Below are 22,020 nucleotides of genomic sequence, written 5' to 3'. Positions count from 1 at the left end.
AAAACAAAAGAGGGTGGCATTCAGTTGTACAATATCTACATACCGGTTGTCTATGAGTTGTTAGAACTCGAACCAATTGAAGTGAGCCTCTCCTACAGCGAGTGGAATGCTCGTTTGCTGCCTTCGTCTAGTAGTATAACTATCAGCAGCCGAATCAGGCACTCAACGATCGTACGTCCGTCGGTGAGGTTCTCATCCGTTGACGAGACAGTGCCTGAGAGGGAATCTCGTTTCGGATATTACCTAGACGGGTATCTGGACAGTACCGCAATTGAGACTATTGTAATGCATCTGTCATCAGCCTTCAGAGATTGCGTGTCTGGCAATGACGGCTTCGATAGGTTTTTTGTCTCCAATTCAGAACCATGTGACTGAATATCAATGGTAGACGAACACCGAATCGCCATTTCCGGCATCGGCGCGGTCGCCAAGATGCACGCTCTGTCCATAGCGGATCTCGACAATGCGACGCTAGTCGCGGGGTCATGCAAAACTGAACAAAAGGGCCGGGAGTTTGCCCAGGAGTACGACTGTACGTGGTACGCCGATACTGATGAGATGCTCGATGACGAGGAACCTGACGTGCTGTCAATCTGCACGCCGAGCGGCGCGCATCTTGAACCGGCGGTCGCTGCCGCCGAGCGGGGCATCCATGTTCTTTGTGAGAAGCCACTAGAGATAACGACCGAGCGAATCGACCGGATGCGCCGTACTACCGAAGAAAACAGCGTCAGTCTCGGTGGTATCTTTCCCCAACGATACAATCCGGTGGTGAGACAACTCTACGAGGCAACTGCAGAGGGGCGCTTTGGTGAACTTTCGGTGATGAACACCTACGTGCCGTGGTGGCGCGACGATGAATACTACGGGCAGGATCGCTGGCAGGGCACGCAGGAACTTGACGGAGGTGGTGCTCTAATGAATCAATCGATCCACGGCGTCGACGCTATTCAGTGGCTCGCCGGCGCAACTACTTCCAATCTCGAGGCTGAGACCAATCCCATAGAGGAGGTTTTTGCTTATACTGCCACGCGCGCCCATGACTCTGCCCGTCTTGAGGTCGAGGACACCGCCGTCGCCGTCCTCCGATATCGTAACGGTGCAGTTGGGCAGATTCTTGGTGCCACTTCCATATACCCTGGATCACTCAAACGCATTCAGGTGGCTGGACGCGATGGCACCGCCGAACTGCTCGAAGATGAACTCACTACTTGGCAGTTCCGCAAAAACCGTCCCGATGATCAGCGGATACGCGAGGATTTCAGGGAAGAAACCGAAACCGGTGGTGGCACCGCCGATCCAATGTCAATCGATTATACTCTCCATCGCCACAACATTGCCGACTTTCTCGATTCGCTCTCCTCAGCCGGTGAGTACATGCTTGACGGGGGTGAAGCTCGCAAAGCCGTTGAGATCATCGAGGCAATCTACCAGTCTGCCGATATTGGTCGGCCGGTCAGCATCTCAGAGTGATTCCTTCCTTGTAGCTTCACAGGAAGAGAGTCCTGCTGCGCGAGAGATACGATCGTCACACCCTTAACTGGGAAGAATGAACAGGGTTGCCTTTGGCCAAACAGTATTATTCGAATTAAGCGGTTGGTTCGATTACCATGACCGAAACCACACCAGAAAGTGATCTCACACCTTCAAAATGGTAACCGACTGCTTTCATTCGTCGTGGATGGACAGTCGGCAGATCGTCCCGCAATGACTTACGCTGTTTATACATTACTATAATTTTTAACGACCGAATCAAGCACTTGGTAAATGAACACCAGTCGAGGAAGTAAACTAGACAGTACCGGCACTACGTGATTACCTATTTCAACGATGAAGTTGGGATGGCCAAGACCAATGTCCGCGCGCACCTTGTTACTTGAAGATATGAATGAGATGAACTCACCACCTCAATTGGGCTGTCGCGTCCGAAAGATATTATATCTCTTCAGGCGATGAGAGATTATGTTCAGACTGACGGCATACCTTAATCTTCTATTCAATGAGGATCCGATGCCAGAACATGTGGATCGTGTCGCAGAAGCAGGGTTCGACGGCATCGAACTGTATGGTTTTGACCATGATGTGGTGACGATTGGAGAGCGATGCAAAGAACACGGACTGGCGTTCGTCTATATGTCCGGTTCGCGCCCGCCACTCAATCGCCCGGATCGATCTGTGGATGCAATCAACAATATCAAACGCTCGATCGACCTCGCAGAGCGGGTGGATTGTAAAAATATCAATGTTAAAGCCGGACAGGTCCAGGATGGTCTAGATAAGGAGACAGAGCGCAATTCTGTCGTGAACGTTCTACGTGAGGTGGCACCCGCTGCCGAGTCAGCGGGCGTTACTCTCGTACTCGAACCCCTCAACACGTGCATTGATCACCCTGATCACTCAGTGGCTACCGCTGCCGAGGGTGCGGAGATCATCGAGACGGTCGACAGTTCGAGCGTGCGTCTCCTATTCGACTTCTACCACGAGCAGATCATGAGTGGTGACGTCATTCGGAGTTTCCGCGAGCACCTTAATGTCATCAGCCACATCCATATCGCCGACAATCCTGGACGTCACGAACCAGGTACCGGTGAGCTGAACTACTCGAATATCTTCGACGCAATTGCTGAAACCGGCTATGACGGCTTCGTCGGCTGCGAGTTCTCCCCTACCGGTGATCCCGACAAGATCATGCGCGACGTGAAGTCGCTACTATAAACGCGGGGATTATCTGTCGGAACACGAACACGGGTGATTGGACAAAATGCTCTTTGACTGTCGACGGGATCAGTCTATATGAATACCTGTCGCCGGGAGCAGCGTCTGTGAAGATCAATTCGCGTTTCAGATGGTAAGCACAGAATAGGAGTTCGAGGAGTGAAAGAAGTATGGAGAAAACTAATACGAACCGAGTTTCCGATCAATTGTGTCAGTTCCTGAGGCGTGCAATTAGCGTGCGCTGTTCTGCCTGATGTTGACTCTCAACGAGCATGCGCGCAACGACGAATGCGCCGACGAACGCGAGGCCACTCGCACCTAGGAACGCGACCTGGTAGCTCCAGATAGTAGCCGCTGCCCCGACCGCGAGCGGGCCGAGCACACCACCGACACCACGAGCAGTCGTACGGAGACCCATTAACTCCGACTCGCGGTCTTGCGGTGCGACATCACCGATGAACGCGACCGAGCCAGTAGTTAGCGCTGAGAACGTAATGGCGTGGATCGTAAATCCCAGCCCCAAGAGGCCGATGCGCGCGACCAGCACGCTAGGAATCAAAACGACAGTCAGAACGAGCGCCTGTACGCCGGCGCCCGTGAGGCCGGCGACGATGAGCGGTTTCCGCCCAATTGTATCGGTTGCCCGGCCAAGCAGATACATAAACAAAGTGCGCAGAGTCGGACTGACGGCGAGGAGTGCGCCCATGATGAATTCGGTTACACCGACCTCAGCGAGGAGAAAAATTGGAAGTACGCTGCCGATCCCTTTTTGGGTCATATTCCGTAATATGAGACCGAGATACAGCCAACTTAGGCCGTTAGGGCTCAGGTGGTCGCGCTGTCCGACTGACGGGAGAAGCCGACGGCGCATTTCTGCAACAAGTTCGGAGGTGTTTAGGTCGCCCGTCTGGTTAGGAGTTGGATCGCTGACGAACGCCGCCGCGAACGCGGATGCTGCGGTCAGGACGGCGATGAGCAGATACATGGTCGAGGGAACGAACAACCCTAAGAGGACGCCGACGAGCAGTCGGCCGCCAATACCTCCGATCGCGGTCACACTGTTGTAGAACCCGATGGACTGCCCCCGTCGATCTGCTCCACCACGTTCGCTTACGATTGTCAGCATCATCGACCCGAAGCCAGCCGCGAAGGCGGCGTACAACCAACGGAGACCGATCTGCATCCATACGCCGTGAGAAAACGCGAGCGGCATGATCGTTACGCTCGCGAATGCTGTAGTCGCGACCAGGACGAGACGCCGTCGGCCGGTGATATCGGCGACGGCGCCCCACACAGGTGCGAACAGGAGCATCCCGAGGTGATATGCTGTCAGCGCCAAACTCACCGCAAACGGCGAAGCATCCCGGCCAATGTACACAGCCATTGATGTCCCAAGCAATACGGTGCTGAGTAAGCGCAGAATCGCCGCTATCGCGATAATAGCCTGTTGTCTCCTATTTCCCAGTGAGGGCACCATTCATCATCAGAACTGGCGAGCGCAAAAAAGTTCGTGTCCCTCCGGATTTTGCTGGCTTCGGTGTCGGCCTTGGCACCACTGTCAAAGTATTGCCGGACCGAGACAGTCAACTGAGAGTCCATGGCAGGCCCTCGCGAGAGCCTTAGATAGCTATTGCAATAGTCGGTCCACATTCGACGGATGAACCCCCTCCGTGACGCGACGGCACAGCGATAGCACACTTTTATTACTCACATCGTCCAACAGACAATTTGGATGACCGCTGGGGATCAACCGACGGAACTTAGAACGGAGTACGCATCGAATCCGATCGGAATCGACGAGTCCAGTCCGTGTCTGCGGTGGCGAGTCGAGACAGACCGACGGGGCGCTCGCCAATCGGCATTCCGCGTTCTCGTCGCGTCAACTCAGACAAAACTCGACGACGACAAGGGCGACGTCTGGGATTCCGGTAAACGGAAGACAGCTCGTCCGGCCGTCCAGTATGACGGCGCACCGCTGATGTCGGGCAAACGGTATCATTGGAAGGTCCGCGTTTGGGACGAATCCGAGATGAAGGGCGTTTGGAGCGACCCCGCGACGTGGGAGATGGGACTGCTCGAAGCCGATGACTGGGAGGCGTCGTGGATCCGGCGGCCCGAGAATGGTGAGTTCGAGCAAGGACAGTTTTCGTACTTCCGGAAGCCGATTACGCTCGACGACGAGGTCAACCATGCTCGCGCCTACGTTTCAGCCAGCCACAAGTATGCGCTCACAGTCAACGGTAGCATCGTCGACCGTGGACAGTCGTTTTCGTACCCTGACTACCAGTATTACAAGACAGTCGACGTGACTAACGCCCTCAACCCGGGCAAGAATGTTATCGGTGCGTTGAACAATTGGAACGGCGAGGGGCAGGGTCGTCCAGAGAGCGAACCTGGATTCATCCTTTGCCTCGTTGTCGAATTCACAGACGGCAGCGAACGCACTGTGGTGACAGACGGGTCGTGGCGGACAGACACGGGTCCGTGGATCGCCACCCCGCTTCGGAACAGCGAGATAGCCGAACCAGTCGAAGTCATTGACGGACGTCGGATTCCCTTTGGCTGGGATGAACCGGGGTTCGACGACACCGAGTGGGATGACGTGGAAGTTGTCGGCTCACATCCGACCAAGCCGTGGAAACGGCTGATGGCACAGAACCGAGAAATTGAGCGCAGGATTGTCGAACCCGAGTCAGTCGAACAACCCGACTCAGGATCGCTTGTGTTCGACTTCGGGCGCGTCTACGCAGGCGTGCCGGTCGTCCGCTTCGAGTCAGGCGTTGCGGGACGGCGGGTGGAGATGTGCGCCGGATACCATCGCAACGACGACGGGATGGTCTCCGAGACCGAGGGAACCCAGTGGACCAACATGCGATACGCGTACGTCCAGCGCGACGGTGAGCAGACCTTTCGCCCATTCAATTATCTCGGCTTCCGCTACCTCCAGGTTGATGACCCTGGCGAGGTGCTCTCGCTCGACCATGTATCGATGATCACCTGCCATAACGAGGTTCCGGATCCAACAGCGGGCATGTTCGAGTCGTCGAACAGGACCGTCGACGAGGTCGTCGAGCTGGCCCGTCACTCTGCGCTGTACGGCAGTCAAGAGCAGTTCATCGACACGCCGACGCGAGAGAAGGGGCAATTCCTGATGGACGCGTTCAACATCTCGCAGGTGACAACCCGAGCCTTCGGCGAGCGGCGGTTGAGCAGGCAAGCCGTCGACGAGTTTATCCAGTCGCACTACCGGTACTGGGCCGAAGAAGGTCGACTGAACGCCGTCTACCCGAACGGCGACGGCAAGCGCGACATCCCTGACTTCACTGTGTCGTTCCCAGAGTGGGTTTGGCGGTACTACCTCGTCTCCGACGACCGACGCGTCCTCGAAACGGCCTACCCAGTCGTCCGCGCCGTCGCTGACTACGTCGTTCGCCACATTGACACCGAGACGGGTCTCGTGACGAATCTTAGCGGCGGCGACGGCGGCCCGTACGAGGAGGGTATCGTCGACTGGCCCCGAGAGATGCGCTACGGGTACGACCGCGACTGGGCCGCGCGCACGACAGTTAACATACTCTGCACGAACGCGTTGAAGCGGGCCGAAAACATCGGTGCGAAACTCAATCGTCCGGAGGTTGAACTAGCCTACTTCCGAGACCGACGGCAGGACTTAGAGACGGCCATCGTCGACCGCCTCTGTGATGGCGATCTTTTCGTCGACGGCTGTGACGCCGACGAATCAAGTGAACACGTCTCTCAACATGCCAACGCGTTCGCGCTGGCGTTCGGTCTCGTCCCAGAGTCGTCCGTCGAGACGGTGGCGGACCACGTCGTTGAGGCGGGCATGCAGATGGGACCGATGATGGTCTCGTGGCTGCTCGAAGCACTTGAAGTGACCGACCGACCGGCGGCGATGGTCGACCTCATTACAAATCCGACTAACGACGGATGGGCGAACGTTCTAGAGCAGGGCGGGACATTTACATGGGAGACATGGCACTGCCGCAACAGATCCCTCCCCGACCAGGAGCGCCAAAACCGGAGCGAATCTCACGCTATGGGTGCGACTGTGTTCATATACGTCCAGCGGACGCTCCTCGGCATACGATTCGACGACGATCGCCACTTCCGAATCAGACCGCCCGCCAACGGCCTCGAATCGGCCACCGGTCGAGTGCCGACCGAGTACGGTGCACTGGAAAGTACTTGGGAACGAGATGGCGAAGTATTCGAGCTTACCGCGACGGTGCCGTGGAACGCGACCGCGACCGTCTTGCTGCCCAACCCGGCCGACGCCACCATTATCGTCGACGACGAGATCGTCCTAAAGCCCAGCGAGGAAAGCAGAACGAGCCCCCCCGGCGTACAGGAGATTCGTGAGTCCTCCGACCGAGTCGAATTCGATGTCGAAGCTGGGACGTTCCGGTTCACGGTCAAGTGACAACTGGCTCTAAGCCCACCCCGGCGATTCATACATTATTTCGTTCATCTAAGTAACCGTTATAGGATGGTCGCTACTCCCGGCTAGAGACGTATGAAGAAGATCTCGAGACACCACTACTTCCAGTGGGAAACCCATATGAAGATCTGCAACTGTCAAATATGACCATTTTAAGAATCATAAATTATGTATTACTAAACCAAATTAGCGTCGATGGGGTTAAGACTAGAGGGTTTAGTGGATCTGTGACGCGTGATTTTGAACAACTTAGTGAGCAGGAACTGTTTCAAATTGACCTGCAAATGGTCTTTCTTATCTCGCTAACGACTACTTTGAGAGTTCCCCGAGATTACTATCAGTATTTCTACTCAACAAAGCAGCGTTCGACCAGAGTGAACCGAGTATTGGGAGGGTTTATTGTTCGACTTCCTTAGTGTGAGTAACTAACCACTCACCGAAGTCATCCTCTGGCACATCCAGCTCTCGAATTATCGTTCTAAAGGTTGGATAACCACCGACTTCATCTTGGCCGTCAATGATTCTACCCTCTCTCGCTCTGATCTGATGTACGATCGATTCGTCGTAGCGAACCCGTCGAGTTGGACGAGCACTCGCCGTCTTCAGAATCCTGTCAAAGGTTCCATATGCAGGGTCGAATCCGTCAGACCATACGGGCGGATCGTCGACGACAACCAACCGCGGGTCTGGGTCATTGGGGAGCATGGAGATCTGGTCTTGCGTCACGTTGTTTTCGAGGAATACCTTTACCTTCAGAACGTCCTCTTCCTCATTGATCGCAACAACCGGGTCGTCGAGCGGCGTATTGTCGCCAGAGCGGTAGACATTCCGCACGATGCTCGCCTGTGTCGGATACTCATCGGTAGCATTGGACTCAGCATCGTCGCCGAGTCGAACGGCTGTGTCGTAGTTGTACACGACGTTGTTCGCAATCAGGGTTCGCGTCCCACCTTTCAGACGCGGTTGTCGGTCGTTGTTGTGAGCGTAGAGGTTCCCGAGGATGGCCATACCCTCCGTGTCGTGACCGATGAGTGTCCCATTCGAGTGCTCTTCTCCATCCGGGTGGAGTCCCGGTGCAGCGAGGCCATGTGCTATGAGGTTGTTGCTGAAGGTGACATTTGATGCGGTGTCGCCGCAGGAAAGGTTCTCGTCGGTTCCCCAAGAGGCGGTGCAGTGATCGACGATAATGTTCTGTGACTCGTCGGCGACTGTGATCGAGTCCGCTGCGTCCCCTTCCCCGCTCGCGCCCGGCGCGGTCTCGGTTCCTGCACGGGATCGAATGTGCTGGACGACGATATTCTCCCCGTCTATCTCGAACGATCCTTTGATCAACGTAATTCCGGGTCCGGGTGCGGTCTGACCGGCGATGAACATGTTACTCGTTTTGGGATCGAGTTCCCCGTTTACCTCCGACAGATCTATCACACCTCCGACCTCGAACACAACCACCCGACCGTCACCTTCGATTTCGCGAGTCATCGCATCCAGTAGCGATCCCTCACCCGAACCATTGAGGTTCGTCACCTTCACCACGGAGAGTTCGGTTCCCGCGGTCCAATCCGTGTCAGCGAATCCATCCGTCGGCTCGATTGGCGACCCCGGCGACCATGTCCCGAGGGGTTCGTCCGGTGTTATCAATGTTGGCTTCGACCCGGCGGTTGCCGTTCCGACCATCGACGCTCCGACGAGTACGCCGCCGGTCAAGGCTAGAACGCCTCGTCGCCCGTACATCTTTGCTGAGCTATCGCTCCGCGTGCCGTGCACAGTGCTATCTCTCGACATGCGATTTGGACATAAGCCCGCAACAGCATATAAATAACGATGATAGAGAATAAAATCTGATCTTCGAATACCCTACATTAAGGGATGTAGAATAATGTGGGTAGACAGAAATGGGATGTGAAGCGTTCCGATCAGAACTCCTTCGAATGTCATAACGATTGGAACAACATTACGACCGTAAACGACGGTGGGTGGTACTGCTACTCACGAGATTTGAAAGCCTCGACATCTTCCGCAGTGACAATCGCATCCGAGATGGAGCCGTAATTCCCGCCCAGCGACACCTTCCGAGAATCTTCGCCACTCACCCGAAGGAACGGTTCGCCATCCTCTGGTGCAGTACAACCGCGAATACGAAGGTGCTCGACGTCGTCGGTGTCCACGACTGGAGATGTCCGCGAGTCAGTCTCGAACCGATCGAGCGTGACTGTCGTGCTTTCTTCGACGGTGAGCGGCGTACCGTCAGCCACTGTCAGTCGGAAGTCGGTAAAGGAGACATTGTCGAGGGACTTGCAGAAGACCCCATGTTGTTGGTCGTATCCCTTTGTCATGGCCGGTGAGAGACCAGACGCGTCGAATGATCTGGTCGCCTCGATTTCGATGTCAGTAAACGTAATATCACCAAATCGTCGTTCGGGGAGTCCGGTCAAGAACGCGGCGGACTCCACCTCCTTCGCCGTGATGTGGTGGAAGTGGACATCGCGGACGAGGGGTGTGCTCTCGTCAACCGGCCTTGGATCGCTGTCGATGCCGGTCTGGTAGTAGCCATTGATGACGAACGGACACGCGATTCCGCGCATGACAATGGTATCAAACCGAAGATCCTCGACGACGCCGCCCCGGCCGCGCTTGGACTTGATGCGGATGCCACGGTCGGTATTTGTGAACGTGCTGTTCGTCACAGTGACATGGCGGACGTCGCCCGCGGTCTCGCTTCCAATGACGACGCCGCCGTGGCCGGCTTCTACCGTACAGTTGGCAACGACGATGTTCTCAGTCGGTCGACCAACCTGCCGCCCTTCCTCATCTTTCCCCGCCTTGAGGCAGATGGCATCGTCTCCTGCGTTAATGTAGGTATCGCTGATGCGGACGAACCGCGATGAATCGACGTCGATGCCGTCGCCGTTTGGCGCGTCTGCGGGGTTCTGAATCGAGACATCGTGAATCGTTACGTCACTTGAATAGACGACGTGCGTGTTCCAGAATGGGGAGTTGCGAAGTGTTATTCCGGAGACGGTGACGTTCTCGCACTCGTATATCTGGAGTAACGGCGGCCGAACCGTGAACGTGCTCACATCGTCCACCTGGTTCTCGCTGGTTATCGCGTCGAGTCGTTCCTGCAGATCGGACGGATAGTCGGCCATTGGCGTCTCGACGAAGTCCCACCAGTACGATCCGCCGCCGTCGACGACGCCCTGCCCAGTAATGGTAACGTCCGACGCGTCGGCCACGTAGAGACATGGATGGAAGCCGTTCTGGTCCCATCCCTCCCACCGACTCTCTACCGCCGGGAACTCGCGGAAGTCTTGGACGAACCGCAGTTCAGCCCCGTTCGATAGGCGAAGGGTAGTGCCGTCTCCAACACACAAGGGTGCTGTGTGATACGTCCCCGGTGGGATGGACACCTCGCCTCCGTCCTCGGCACAGTCGTCGAGTGCCGACTGGATAGCTTCCGTATCGAGCGAATCATCGTCTCCCGCTCCGTAGTCACGTATGTTTCGCTGACTATAATTCACGCTCGAACCATCCTAGAGAGCGAGCATAAACGTTACGCTGAGGGACGGTGGCCCTGCCACCTAATCCATTGGAGACGAACCGACGAACCGATTATCGTCGCCGTCGATATTAATATTATTTTTATAAAATAAAAATTAATAAATAGCTCCTGCATACTCGACGAGATGGTGGTCGCCAGCGGCGCCGACACGCCGAAGCGGTCGTAGAGGTCGAACGCGACCTGCTGATTATTTACCCAGTAGGACTCCCCTTCTAGATCGCCCGGTTCGTATCCGGGAATAGGCTTCCGCCGTTCGAGTTCCTCGTCAAGAAACCGGAAGAGATTGTAGTCGCGCCACGTCGCTTCGTCGACCCACGTAAAGTGGTTGACGCCTTTGACCGTTACCTGTATCTCGCTGCGGTCGACATCCTCGGCTTCGTCGACATACTGCTCTGCCATCTCGGCGAACACTTCCTGCGTCTTGAACACCTCGTGGCAGAGACCGATGGCGTTGATGTCTGGGTACTCCTCATAAAGGGCCCGTGTGCACACCGTCATCGGGTTGGTGTAGTTGATAACCCACGCGTCCGGGCAGCGTTCGCGAACCGTTGCCGCGATGTCGCGGTACTGCGGAATCGTCTGGAGCGCCCGTATAGTCCCGTCGGGACCGACAGTGTCCGCGACCGTCTGATAGATGCCGTACTCCTGTGGAACATTGATATCGTGGACGAACGTCTCCGCGGGTGGATCCTGTATCGAACAGATCACGAAGTCTGCGTCGTCTAACGCCTCGCCCATGTCGCGGTGCGCCTCGAAAATCCAATCCCCGACGGCCTTCTCGCGTTCCATGACCTGGGTGGCAAGATCCGCGTTCCTCGCCGCAGCTTCGCAATTCACGTCGTACAGTGCGACCTCGCCCGCGAGGTCCATACACTTTGCAAGGTCGTTGATGAGCGTGTGTGCCCATCCCCGACTCCTGCCGTCGACGTACTCGATCTTCAGGTCTCGCACCGATCCGGAGGATGCACGCTGGCCGCACTCCGACAGCTGTTACATGTGATAACGGTTGACGCAGATGGTGGACAAATACCTGTTGATCTCGAAGACGTTCGCCACCTTTCCGCGCTACCGAATCGACGATCGTCCGACTCACCGAAGCGATGGTGCGTTCGAACCGCGAGAGGTGCCGTCGGGACGGCGGCACCGGGTAAAGTCAGGCCGGTGGTTCGTTCCACTCCTCGCCGTCGTCTCGGGGGTGATAGCCGAGTCGGGTCCGGGCGTGTTCGAGGTCGAACCAGCGACGACGGTTGTCGCTGACGCCGTAGAACACGTCGTATACCACGTCGTCGTCCTGGAGACAACGATCCACCATGTGCGCGAAATCCCGGCGGGACTGCCACATCGCCTTCATTCGTGCGACCGTCTCCGCGTACTCCTCGCTCCCACGGTCATACTCACCATCGTCGACCGCCTGCTCCGCATCACCGTACGGGTGGTCATACTCAGACATATTGACCGTGCAGATGCGGAGCGCATAGAACCGCTTCGGATACTCGTAGGTCTCGACGTAGTAGCGTCCCAGATCCTCGCCGAAACTCTTCGACGCCCCGTAGTAGGAGTCCGGTCGAACCGGGTCGTCGTGGTGCAGGACCAGATCGCTGTCGAGGGAATACAGTTCCGGTGCATATTCTTCCTCGTAGAGTCCCATCACGTGATTCGTCGAACCGAAGACGAATGTCTCTACTTCCCGTTCCCGGGCGGCTTCGAGTGCGTTGTACATCCCGACGATGTTCGGTTCGAAGACGTCCGTCCACGACCCCTCCGTGTACGGGTACGCCGCGAGGTGGACGAGAGCGTCCTGTCCCGTCGCCGTCGTCGCGAGTTTCTCGGCGTCGGTGATGTCACCAACGACAGTCTCATAGCCGCCGTAGGGGTGGTCATCCGGGCGGTCCGAGCGGTTGTAATACGTGAAGTCGTACTCTGCGCGATCGTGCAGGTGGTCGATGATGGCAGTACCACAGCGTCCGTAGACACCGGTCAACAGGACGTCCATACGAACTACGTAGAGACCAGCGGTAAAACGATTCCGTTCGTGGCGATCCTCGTGATCCCCCTCCGAGGTTCTCGGGAACCCTCCCTGACCGTTACTCGGTCAGGATGGTGACAGGGCCATCGAAGTTCAAGATGACGCGCTGAGCGGTGTCACCGAATACCGCCTTTCCAGTTGGAGACCGCTGCCGACCGACGATGTAGACGTGATCACACCCTCGCTCCTGTGCCACTCGGAGCACCTCGTCCGCGAGGTTTTTATCCTCCGAGACCACGCTGACGACGTCGTACTCCACCGTCCCATCCGCGTCGGCGAAGGCGTCGTCCGCGGCCTCCCGCGCGAACTGGGTCGCGACCGCCTGTGCCGTGTCGATGTCAAACGACATGTCGACGGTGTCGCTCATCGCCTGCAGCGTTTCGGTGTTCCGTTCTACCTCTTCCTCGGACATCCACGATAGCAACACCAACGGGGTATCGGTCGCGGCCGCGATTCGCCCCGCTTCGCGGAGGAGGCGTTCGTGTGCGTCGGTATCGTTGACGACGACTAACGATGGCTGCATATTGGGGAGAACGAAACTCACGCTGATAAAGGTATCCCAGATCGTCGACTGTAAGGATCGAAGTTTACGAGACTGTCATCCGTATGATCTGTATCGATCGACCGCGTCTTCGTCGACTTCGATGCCGAGACCTGGATCTTGCGGAACGTCCACGGACCCACCATTCGGATCGAATGACGATTTCAGAATCCGATCCCGAAGCGGATTTTCGCTGCGGTCGAACTCGACCATCATCGGATCCGGCACATGTCTCGTATGCGGGTAGTCGGAGACACTCGCCGCGAACTGCACCGCCGCCGCCAGTCCGACCGCGCTGTTCCAAACGTGAGGGCGCACTGCGACGTTCTCCGTCGTCGCCATGTCGGCGATGCGGCTCGCCTCCGAGAGACCGCCACAGCGCCCGAGGTTCGGCTGGACGATGTCCACGGTTCGTCCGTCGACGAGTCGTTTGAATGCGAACCGACCGTAATGCGCCTCGCCAGCAGCGATAGGAACGTCGATGCTGGCTTTGACCTCACGGTACCCGGTGAAGTTCTCCGGCGGCACGGGTTCCTCGATCCACATCACGTCGAATTCCGCGATGGCGTTCACAGTCCGAATAGCCTGCCGTGGCCGGTAGTTCCCGTTGATGTCAACCATTAGGCGCGCATCCTCGCCAAGTATCTCTCGGGCCGTCCGGACTCGTTCGACGTCTGCCTTGATCCCGCTCCCAATCTTGATTTTCACCGCGGTGAACCCCTCATCGACCGCAGCCTGAATCGGATCCGCGATCTCCCGGTCGTCCTCGGTGAAATACATCGTCGAGGCGTAAGCGGTGAGCGTGTCGCGGCGATTCCCTCCCAGCAGCCGGTGGACAGGTTTCCCGACCGCCTTGCCGACGAGATCCCAGAGCGCGACGTCGATGCCACTCAGCGCGCTCTGGACGAATATGCTCCCACCGAAATGGTATGGATCCGTGTACGAATCTTCGGCGAGGCATCGCACGTCGAACGGATCCATGCCAACGACGTCCTCGCGGAAGAACTCGTCGACGACGGGCGCGACAACGCTACCTGGCGCGAACGCCTCGCCCCAGCCGACTTCCCCGGTATCGGTCTCGACGCGAACGAGGGTCGTCACTCGGTCACGACCGAATCCACGCGCGTCTCCGAGCCCCCGTCCCTCAGGGAGTGTGTGTGAGAGCGGTATCGTCTCGATGTCAGTCACTCGCATGCGAAGCTCTCAGTACAGGGACGCAATATAGCTTGTGACCTGACGTTCAAGAGGGACGCGGTGTGTCACCCGTCGTCGTAGTGGAACTCGGTCCACGGACCGTCCCGGAACGGGTAGTCGTCGAGGACATCGAAGTCGACGTCGACGCCGAGTCCTGGGTCGTCCGATACTGTCAAAGCGCCGTCCTCAACGGCAGGTTCACCTTCGATTATGTCGAACGCGAGATTGAACGGATACATGCCAGGATCGGTATCGGCGTCGAGGACGGGATCGTCCTCGAAAACGGGGTACTCGAGCAGCGAGACATCAGGAGCAGCCGCGACGAGGTGAGCGTTGGCAAGGAGGCCGACCCACGTCCCGAAGTTGTGAGGGACGAACTCCGTCTCCCGATTGTTACAGAACTCGACGGCGGGGCGACAGCCGGTGTAGCCGCAGTGGTGGCGGACATCGCCCTGGAGGAAATTGACGGCGTCAGTCTCGCCGAGGTCAACCAGTCGATCGGGCGTTGGTTCACTTTCCCCGCCCGCAAGCGGCGCTCCCGTCTCCGCGAGTTCAACGTAGCCTGCGTGGTCGTCGGGCGACACCGGCTCTTCGACCCAGAAGCAGTCGCGATCGTGGGCGAACTTCACCAGCTCCTGAACCGTCTCACGGTCGTATCCGTCGCGTATCTTCCACCAGGTGTGGACGTCGAGCATTACCGCCATTTCGCCGGCTGCCTCTGTGACCAGTTCAATGGTTCGACGGTCGCTCTCCGGCCCGATGCCCGGCCGGTACTTGTAGCCGAAGAAGCCGAGATCGCAAAGTGTCGCCGCCTGCTCGGCGTACCCCTCTGGTTCCATGTACATCCCGGCGCTCGCATAGAGCGACATCTCGCGCGTCGGCTCAGTTCCGTACTCCGTCGTGAGGAGTTCGTAGATGGGTGCGCCGACCTCCTTCCCCCGGAGATCGTAGAGTGCGACGTCAACTGCGGAGATTGCTTCGTGGAGGAGTCGATCCGGCAGGTTGGTCTCTCGGAGGTGGGCGTGGGCGTCGGCAACGGTGTCGACCGATTCCCCTTCGAGTGCGTCGGCCACTGTGCCGTCGACGATATCCGCGAACGTCCCCTGCGAATCTCCCGCGAAGTATTCCCGCATGGCAGAACTGCTCGCACCGGCCGTGGCGACGCCGTGCGCTCCGTCGCTCGACTCCACGACGACGAGGACGACGTCGCGCTTGAGCAGTCGTCGAACCCCGCCGTGGAAGCGTCGGTCCTGTGGTGGGTCGATGAGTGATGAGAGTGCGTAGCCGTTGACATCCGTGATTCGCATACCCACTTCTGGCTCGCGCACCACGATAAAACTCCGGGTGAACACCGCCGGCGCCGATTACTCGAACCGAATCGATTTTCTTGAGAAGAACTGAACGGTCCACGGAAGCCCTCCTCAACATATGTGGCTCGTTGTACCGTTCTATCGCTCTTTGCGATCGGTCAAGTGTTTACGTAGCTATACTTCGCCTAGCCTGTGGCCCCTTCCGGAGTCCCAGCCGAGGCCGGTCGGTCGTCGCTACCCCCTCTACGGCGGATCGCTCATCCGAACGATATAACCCCCTCGTCTACCGGTGGTCGAATACTCTACTGAAAGACATCGTCGACGAACGGATAAAGGTCGGCGAGTGCGACGCGCTCGTTTTGGCGGCCGGACTCGTAGGCGGCCATCGTGACGATGACCGCTTTGAGACCGTCGCGGACCGTAGCGGGCGGGTCCTCGCCGGTCTCGACCGCGTCAAGGAACGCAGTTCCCTTGCTTAGTCGGCGGTCGTACCCCTGATATGGACGGTGTTCGGTCCCGTCGCTGTCGATGACGAAGCCAGTTCGGTCGTCCCACTCATGACCTTCGAGATAGACCGCTCCCTCCTCGTCCCAGACGTGGACGTGTTCACGGGTTCGGGCGACGACGCCGGTATCGGAGACGTTCGCCACTGCGCCCTCCTCGAACTCGACGATGGTCGACGACTGGCGGTCGAACAGCTCGTCATCGTCGTGGAAGTCGACGTACGCGTTGACGTGCGTTGGCGTGAGACCCGTCGACCAGAGGATGGCGTCGACGACGTGTGTGCCGACGTTCAGGAGGTGGCCGCCGCCGCTCAAATCGGCGTCCATTCGCCAGTCCGTCATTTCATCGTAGTAGGAGCGCCAATCATGCGTTATCTCGCCCGTGATGAATCGCGGCTCCCGGTCACCGAGCGCCCACCGCTCCCGAGCGAGTTTGTACGCCGGATTCAAATGCCGCTGGTAGCCTACCATCACTGTGCAGTCGCTCGTCTCCACTCGCTGCGTGACCTCGTATGCATCTTCGACGCTCGTCGCGAGCGGCTTTTCACAGAGCACGTGTACATCTCGATCCAGCGCGGCCATCGTCTGGTCGTAGTGGAGCCCGTTTGGTGTCGCTATCGCCACTGCGTCCAGCGGTTCCTTGTCGAGCATCTCCTCGTACGACTCGTACCGGGACGACACCGGCACGTCAAGTTCGAGCCCCGCGGCCGCGAGACCGTCGCCGTCGACATCCGAGAGCGCGACCAATTCGGAGCGAGGGAGTTCGACGAATTGACGACCGAGTCTGCGCCCGAGGCTGCCGACCCCGACGAGGCCAACGGCGACGGAAGGGAATTTGGTCTGGGTTTCCATTGTGACGACTACTCATACAGAAATCCACCAAATAACTTTTTTGTCGCATCGTGCCTTCCACTTGGCTTTCAAGTAGATTCGATCGAAATCCTTCGGGGGCTCGATCACACACCGTTGCCGGCCGAACGGCTCCCCACCTGCTTCAGTTGGTGGCCACGAACGGACCGCCACTCGATATTAACTTCCCTGTCTCGTTTTTCGGCGCGGAATCACCACTGTCGTTGTATCGAAGTTCTTGACTTTCGGCCGTTCGCCTGCGTCTCATTCTTCGAAGGCTTTATACAGGAGTACATGCAGTCTCAGTTATGCCACTTTCCAAGAACGGTGTATCCCAGCACCTCCGTGGCGTCGCTGCCGGACTCCTCACCCCGTTCGACGACGACCTCGTTATAGAGCACTCCAAACTAGAGGAGAATGCAAATAACCTATACAGCGCCGGAATTCGAACATTTCTCGCATCGGCGAACATCAGCGAGTACCATTCACTCTCCCAAAACGAACGGGTCGAGGTGACGAAGACGGCCGTAGACACACTGTCCACCGACGCCTGCGTCCTCGCGGGCGTCGGAGGAAGCACACCAGAGGCACAGGAACTTATCCGGGCGTACGACCGCGTCGGCGTTGATGCGATGATGGTGATGCCACCCGACCACTCTTACGTCCACGAACAGGGACTCATCCGATACTACGAGAAACTCGACGCCACCACGGAGACGCCGCTCGTGCCGTACGTCAAGGGGTTCGACCCCTCCATTGGCTACCTCCGCGACCTCGCGAATGTCGACGGTGTCGTCGGCGTTAAATACGCTATCAAGGACGCGGTGAAACTCGGCGCGGCTACCACCATTGCCCCCGACGACGTCGTCTGGATCGACGGTCTCGCCGAACCGTTCGCCGTTTCCTTCTGGAGCGAGGGCATCGAAGGATTCTCCGCCGGCGTTAGCAACTTCCGGCCCGAGGTTGGACTCGAACTGTTCGACGCTCTCACGGTCGGTGATTGGGAGCGCGCGCGCCGCATCCGCAATATCTGTCTTCCTTACCAGAACTTCCGTGATGAATCCGGGGAGAACAATAGTATCGAGGGTTCGATAAGCATCTCAGCGGTGAAGAAAGGGCTTGAACTCGCCGGTCTCCATGGCGGTGAGGTCCGCGAACCTATCGAACCGCTCTCGCCCACTGACGAACGCCGTGCCGAAGAACTCTACGACCAACTCGACGACGACATCGAACGCATCGTCGATTGACGCGAAGCGAGCGTCGAAAGCCGAACCGAGCGCCAAACGTCGGAGTACGCACCTCGTTGAAGTTAACCCACGTGGCACTACCAAGGAGTGTAGCAACTGCGGCGTAGAAACCGACAAGCCCCTGTGGGTGCGCGAGCACTCATGTCCGTCGTGCGGATACGAGGACGATAGGGACGCGAACGCTGCGAAGAACATCCTTCAACGCGCTTTTTCTGAATTAGGCATGGGACAGGCCGAATCCACGCCCCCGGAGACCGCGACCGATACGGATACCCGTGTGGTGTCTGCAAGTCATGTCATAGAACGGGGAAGCCCCGTCCTCAGCGAGGCCGTTAGGCCGAGCAGGGCGGGGTAGTTCACCGTCGAATCCCCTGCGTGAGTATGCTTGAACTAGAGGCGACTATCAGCGTATCGCGGCCGCCGGCGTGGGCGCTCCGACAGCGGGAGTTATTCGACCAGATGGCGAACGCAGTCGATCGATTCGTCGCAGATTACACTGGCCCGAAGGACGAACCGTTCTGGCCGCCGGCAAACCACGTCGGCGTCGACGGCTTCGATGATGTGGTCGAGGGATTCTACAACTGGCCGTTGATGTACTCGTTCGTCGCCGCCCATCGGTTCCTTGACCGCGCGCGTCGCGTGTATGAAGCGGCGCTGGAACGCGCGTCCAACACGGAGACCCCGTTCGGCCATCAAATGATCGTTGACGAATTCGAGCAATGCCGGGACTGGTTTCACATGGGAGAGGGAAACCTCTACACGTATAATATGGGGCTCGCCGCACCCGACGACGAAACGGCCGTCGACCGTGCGGAGCGGTTCGCAGGACTGTACTTCGATGACGCCGACGCAGATAACTACGACGGCGACCGGCGTCTCGTGCGCGGTCCGATGAACGGCAGCATGGGCCCAGACTTCTGTGACTTCTCCGCCTACGAACATCACCCGTACGGGGCGGACTACCGCTGGGCGCGACATGGGCTTCCGTGGCGCGACTTGGGGTTCGACGAGACGACCGACCTCCTCGACCCCGACAATGAGGAACGCCTATTCGAGGCGCTGAACGAACGGTGTTCGAAGGGGGATATCCCGCTCAACCTCAACATCACGAGTCTGATGACGAACGCGTATCTCCACACCGGTGATGACAGGTACCGGGAGTGGGTCACCGACTATCTCGCAGCATGGCGGGAGCGAACCGAGGAGAACGGAGGAATCATCCCCGACAACGTCGGCCGATCGGGGGAAATAGGAGAGTACACGGACGGTAAGTGGTACGGCGGCTACTACGGCTGGTCGTGGGGGGGATGGCACTACGTCGGGATCGGTCCAACCATTGCCGCGGAGAACGCGGTTCTGCTCGAAGGCGATCGGGAGTATCTCGAATTTCCCCGTTCGCAACTGAATACGCTCATCTCGAACGGTATCGAAGTGAGCGAAGACGACGTTCATAGCACGCTCCATATCCCGCATAAGTATGGCGAAGCGGGAGACTATCACTACGACGCATCGGGCGTACTTACGGAGGACGATGGGGAGGTACTCTGGCGTGACGGCTGGTACGAGTTTCAGCCGCACACGGACGACCCGTACGCCGTCCACCTCTGGTATATGTCCATGAACGACGAGGATCGAGAGAGGCTCCGCCGTCTTCGCGACTGGGGAACGCGCGACTGGAAGCGAGTTGACCCTCGAGCCGCCACGAAGCACGGTGACGGTCACGAGTACGCGTGGTTGGCGTATCTCGACGGTGAGTTTCCCGATTATCCTGACCGAATTTTAGAGGCGACACGCGAACATGTACAGGAGCGACTGAATCTCTTGAAAGCGGAAGGCAATAAGCCGACGACGGTCGACGAGGATTACCTCCGGAACCGGAATCCCGTATTCCACAAAGCGCTGCTCCAACTCACCATGGGCGCGCCTCAGCCCGTCTATTATGGTGGGCTCGTCATGGCGCAGGTTCGGCACTTCGACGCGCGCCGAGAACGACCTGGGCTTCCCGAGGGTGTCGCGGCGCTCGTGGGGGACGTGTCGCGGGAGGGAATCGAACTGACGCTCGTCAACGTCGGCTGCGAGAACGAGGAGCTGATTCTACAGGCGGGGGCGTATGGCGAGCACCGATTCGAGTCGGTGGCAACCGACGAGGACGATATCGAGGTCGGAGAAGGGGATGGTGATGCGAGTACGGATGACAACCGCCGGTTTGACGGGTCGAACGCGATACGAGTGCACCTCCCAAGCGGAAGCCGACTCTCGGTAACAGCGGCCCTCGATCGCTTCGTAAACGATCCGAGCTACGCCCTCCCCTGGAATTGACTCCCCTCAGGGAGCACTGTACCTGTTGGTTGAAGGGAGTGGCGACGGCAGTACTGAGCAGTCGAGGGGGAGATCAGGGTAAGAGTAGGTGCAGACAAATGAAACTGAGCGATAACGTCAGGAGAATTTCGTATTGAGTTCGATGACGTTCGCAGCACGACAGACGTAGTCAGCGAGTTCATCGTGGAGCCGGTCTTCGGTGAATCGACTCGTAGGGCCGGAGACGCTAACGGCGCCCAACACCGTGTTCTCGTTTTTCACCGGCGCGGCGACACACCGGAGTCCTTGGATATTCTCTTCGTTGTCGATGCCGTAACCGCGTTCGACGATGGTCTGAAATTCCTCGTAGAGTTCCTCGGGAGCGGTAATCGTTTGCTGAGTCTTCTGTTCGAAATTGCATTTGGCAACGATTTGCTCCTGTTTCTCCGAAGGGAGGTGTGCGAGAATCGTCTTCCCCAGGGACGTGGAGTACATCGGTTGTTGCGTCCCGACTCTCGACGCCGTTTCAACTGCCCGCGACCCCATCGCTTTACAGAAGTAGGAAACCTGTCCGTACTCCTCAATTCCGAAGTGGGCGATTTCTCCAGTTTCAGTCGCCAGTTCGTCGACTTCCTTTTCTATTACGTCGTAATTGCCGACTTGGTCTCGGACGTGTTTCGCCATATCCAGTATACGAAGGCTCAGTCGGTAGCCGTCCTCTTCCGGGACGAGAACCTCCTGGTCCACGAGGGTCTTGAGATGGCTGTGGATCGTGCTCTTTGAGTGGCCGAGATCGTCCGCAATTTCGGTCAGCGTCTGCTTGTTCTCGGTCTGCAGGAGGTCAATGATGGAAAACGCAATCTGTACGCCTCGAATTCGCCGCCCCGTTTCGTCCATTGGTGTGGCCATGATAAAACTATTCAACTACAGAAACTTAATTCTGTTCCCGTGGTGGGAACGGTTGCTCGACTTTCTCTGCGCGACTGGTCACACGTAAGATTGATTCCACCTTGATCAGCTCTTACTGGTCCACGAAGCCTTTGTAGCGCGATTACAGAAGTCAAACATAGTTTCAGGATCGTTGGTGTTCCCGATACGGGAATTTTTCGTCGATTGTATCGTCATACGCATCATTGAAGCACCACTAATCAGAATTTCCCGCCATTCCATGACAGCCATAGGAGCGTAAAGCCTCTCGATTTTTTTGCGAGTCGCTTTCTGCAGATTGAGTGGCGAAAGGAAGAAGGCGGGATAACGGCCGAATTGAGCGTCGAACGGGCAAATGCGAATACGTTCCCTATGCGGGAATTCCCCGGTAA

14 protein-coding genes and 2 pseudogenes are annotated in these 22,020 nt (G+C 57.8%); 6 read left to right on the top strand and 10 right to left on the bottom strand.

Annotation, left to right across the window (positions count from 1 at the left end):
• Nucleotides 1–381 precede the first annotated feature (381 nt).
• Nucleotides 382–1,473, top strand: a complete 1,092-nt coding sequence (locus LIW51_RS28400) for a Gfo/Idh/MocA family protein (RefSeq protein ID WP_227379374.1) — start codon at nucleotides 382–384, stop codon at nucleotides 1,471–1,473.
• Between the two features lie 549 nt (nucleotides 1,474–2,022).
• Nucleotides 2,023–2,715, top strand: coding sequence for a hydroxypyruvate isomerase family protein (locus LIW51_RS28395; RefSeq protein ID WP_227379373.1), 693 nt, complete (start codon nucleotides 2,023–2,025; stop codon nucleotides 2,713–2,715).
• A gap of 211 nt (nucleotides 2,716–2,926) precedes the next feature.
• On the opposite strand, the gene LIW51_RS28390 is transcribed toward LIW51_RS28395, so the two are convergent.
• Nucleotides 2,927–4,099 carry an MFS transporter gene (locus tag LIW51_RS28390; RefSeq protein WP_255767624.1) on the bottom strand — a complete coding sequence of 391 codons (1,173 nt, stop codon included), beginning with the start codon at nucleotides 4,097–4,099 and terminating at the stop codon, nucleotides 2,927–2,929.
• 348 nt (nucleotides 4,100–4,447) lie between these two features.
• Here LIW51_RS28390 and LIW51_RS28385 point away from each other — a divergent pair, with 348 nt between their 5' ends.
• Nucleotides 4,448–7,156 (top strand): family 78 glycoside hydrolase catalytic domain, encoded by a 2,709-nt coding sequence (locus LIW51_RS28385; RefSeq protein ID WP_227379371.1) that lies wholly within the window; start codon nucleotides 4,448–4,450, stop codon nucleotides 7,154–7,156.
• Nucleotides 7,157–7,570: 414 nt separating this feature from the next.
• On the opposite strand, the gene LIW51_RS28380 is transcribed toward LIW51_RS28385, so the two are convergent.
• The 8 genes and pseudogenes from LIW51_RS28380 to LIW51_RS28345 all read right to left on the bottom strand — a co-directional run bounded on the left by LIW51_RS28380 (nucleotide 7,571) and on the right by LIW51_RS28345 (nucleotide 17,159).
• On the bottom strand, nucleotides 7,571–8,956 hold the full coding sequence (locus tag LIW51_RS28380; RefSeq protein WP_227379370.1) for a pectate lyase: 1,386 nt from the start codon (nucleotides 8,954–8,956) through the stop codon (nucleotides 7,571–7,573).
• Nucleotides 8,957–9,156: 200 nt separating this feature from the next.
• Nucleotides 9,157–10,692 carry a glycoside hydrolase family 28 protein gene (locus LIW51_RS28375; RefSeq protein ID WP_227379369.1) on the bottom strand — a complete coding sequence of 512 codons (1,536 nt, stop codon included), beginning with the start codon at nucleotides 10,690–10,692 and terminating at the stop codon, nucleotides 9,157–9,159.
• A 153-nt stretch (nucleotides 10,693–10,845) separates the two neighbouring features.
• Nucleotides 10,846–11,720, bottom strand: a pseudogene (locus LIW51_RS28370) (family 4 glycosyl hydrolase); the annotation flags it as partial.
• 166 nt (nucleotides 11,721–11,886) lie between these two features.
• Nucleotides 11,887–12,726: an NAD-dependent epimerase/dehydratase family protein gene (locus tag LIW51_RS28365; RefSeq protein ID WP_227379368.1), complete on the bottom strand. Its 840-nt coding sequence runs from the start codon at nucleotides 12,724–12,726 to the stop codon at nucleotides 11,887–11,889.
• A 91-nt stretch (nucleotides 12,727–12,817) separates the two neighbouring features.
• Nucleotides 12,818–13,282 (bottom strand): universal stress protein, encoded by a 465-nt coding sequence (locus LIW51_RS28360; protein WP_227379367.1) that lies wholly within the window; start codon nucleotides 13,280–13,282, stop codon nucleotides 12,818–12,820.
• Between the two features lie 75 nt (nucleotides 13,283–13,357).
• Entirely contained in the window at nucleotides 13,358–14,494 is a 1,137-nt protein-coding gene (locus LIW51_RS28355) for a mandelate racemase/muconate lactonizing enzyme family protein (RefSeq protein ID WP_227379366.1), read from the bottom strand.
• 65 nt (nucleotides 14,495–14,559) lie between these two features.
• Complete coding sequence (locus LIW51_RS28350; protein ID WP_227379365.1) at nucleotides 14,560–15,801, bottom strand: mandelate racemase/muconate lactonizing enzyme family protein; 1,242 nt, start codon at nucleotides 15,799–15,801, stop codon at nucleotides 14,560–14,562.
• A gap of 305 nt (nucleotides 15,802–16,106) precedes the next feature.
• The gene (locus LIW51_RS28345; protein WP_227379364.1) at nucleotides 16,107–17,159 is read right to left on the bottom strand and encodes a Gfo/Idh/MocA family protein; all 1,053 of its coding nucleotides are present in this window, start codon (nucleotides 17,157–17,159) and stop codon (nucleotides 16,107–16,109) included.
• A 305-nt stretch (nucleotides 17,160–17,464) separates the two neighbouring features.
• Here LIW51_RS28345 and LIW51_RS28340 point away from each other — a divergent pair, with 305 nt between their 5' ends.
• The 3 genes and pseudogenes from LIW51_RS28340 (at nucleotide 17,465) to LIW51_RS28330 (ending at nucleotide 20,722) form a co-directional block, all read left to right on the top strand.
• A complete protein-coding gene (locus LIW51_RS28340; protein WP_227379363.1) occupies nucleotides 17,465–18,403 on the top strand; it encodes a dihydrodipicolinate synthase family protein in 939 nt (312 codons plus the stop codon).
• A 37-nt stretch (nucleotides 18,404–18,440) separates the two neighbouring features.
• Nucleotides 18,441–18,758: pseudogene (locus LIW51_RS28335) on the top strand (zinc ribbon domain-containing protein); the annotation flags it as partial.
• A gap of 26 nt (nucleotides 18,759–18,784) precedes the next feature.
• Nucleotides 18,785–20,722 (top strand): DUF8034 domain-containing protein, encoded by a 1,938-nt coding sequence (locus LIW51_RS28330; protein ID WP_227379362.1) that lies wholly within the window; start codon nucleotides 18,785–18,787, stop codon nucleotides 20,720–20,722.
• A 117-nt stretch (nucleotides 20,723–20,839) separates the two neighbouring features.
• Here LIW51_RS28330 and LIW51_RS28325 read toward each other — a convergent pair whose 3' ends face one another.
• Nucleotides 20,840–21,610, bottom strand: a complete 771-nt coding sequence (locus tag LIW51_RS28325) for an IclR family transcriptional regulator (RefSeq protein ID WP_227379361.1) — start codon at nucleotides 21,608–21,610, stop codon at nucleotides 20,840–20,842.
• Nucleotides 21,611–22,020: the final 410 nt, after the last annotated feature.

The sequence above is a fragment of the Haladaptatus halobius genome, assembly GCF_020618475.1.
GTDB classification, from domain to species: domain Archaea; phylum Halobacteriota; class Halobacteria; order Halobacteriales; family Haladaptataceae; genus Haladaptatus; species Haladaptatus halobius.
Note: the sequence above shows the minus strand (reverse complement) of the source record. Positions and strands in the feature narration are given on the sequence as shown.

What these genes read in the sequence shown, in the direction of transcription:
- LIW51_RS28355 (WP_227379366.1), bottom strand. Translation starts at nt 14,494, where the DNA reads ATGCGAGTGACTGACATCGAGACGATACCGCTCTCACACACACTCCCT.
- LIW51_RS28360 (WP_227379367.1), bottom strand. Translation starts at nt 13,282, where the DNA reads ATGCAGCCATCGTTAGTCGTCGTCAACGATACCGACGCACACGAACGC.
- LIW51_RS28345 (WP_227379364.1), bottom strand. Translation starts at nt 17,159, where the DNA reads ATGGAAACCCAGACCAAATTCCCTTCCGTCGCCGTTGGCCTCGTCGGG.
- LIW51_RS28365 (WP_227379368.1), bottom strand. Translation starts at nt 12,726, where the DNA reads ATGGACGTCCTGTTGACCGGTGTCTACGGACGCTGTGGTACTGCCATC.
- LIW51_RS28400 (WP_227379374.1), top strand. Translation starts at nt 382, where the DNA reads ATGGTAGACGAACACCGAATCGCCATTTCCGGCATCGGCGCGGTCGCC.
- LIW51_RS28350 (WP_227379365.1), bottom strand. Translation starts at nt 15,801, where the DNA reads ATGCGAATCACGGATGTCAACGGCTACGCACTCTCATCACTCATCGAC.
- LIW51_RS28325 (WP_227379361.1), bottom strand. Translation starts at nt 21,610, where the DNA reads ATGGCCACACCAATGGACGAAACGGGGCGGCGAATTCGAGGCGTACAG.
- LIW51_RS28390 (WP_255767624.1), bottom strand. Translation starts at nt 4,099, where the DNA reads ATGGCTGTGTACATTGGCCGGGATGCTTCGCCGTTTGCGGTGAGTTTG.
- LIW51_RS28385 (WP_227379371.1), top strand. Translation starts at nt 4,448, where the DNA reads ATGACCGCTGGGGATCAACCGACGGAACTTAGAACGGAGTACGCATCG.
- LIW51_RS28340 (WP_227379363.1), top strand. Translation starts at nt 17,465, where the DNA reads ATGCCACTTTCCAAGAACGGTGTATCCCAGCACCTCCGTGGCGTCGCT.
- LIW51_RS28330 (WP_227379362.1), top strand. Translation starts at nt 18,785, where the DNA reads ATGCTTGAACTAGAGGCGACTATCAGCGTATCGCGGCCGCCGGCGTGG.
- LIW51_RS28380 (WP_227379370.1), bottom strand. Translation starts at nt 8,956, where the DNA reads ATGTCGAGAGATAGCACTGTGCACGGCACGCGGAGCGATAGCTCAGCA.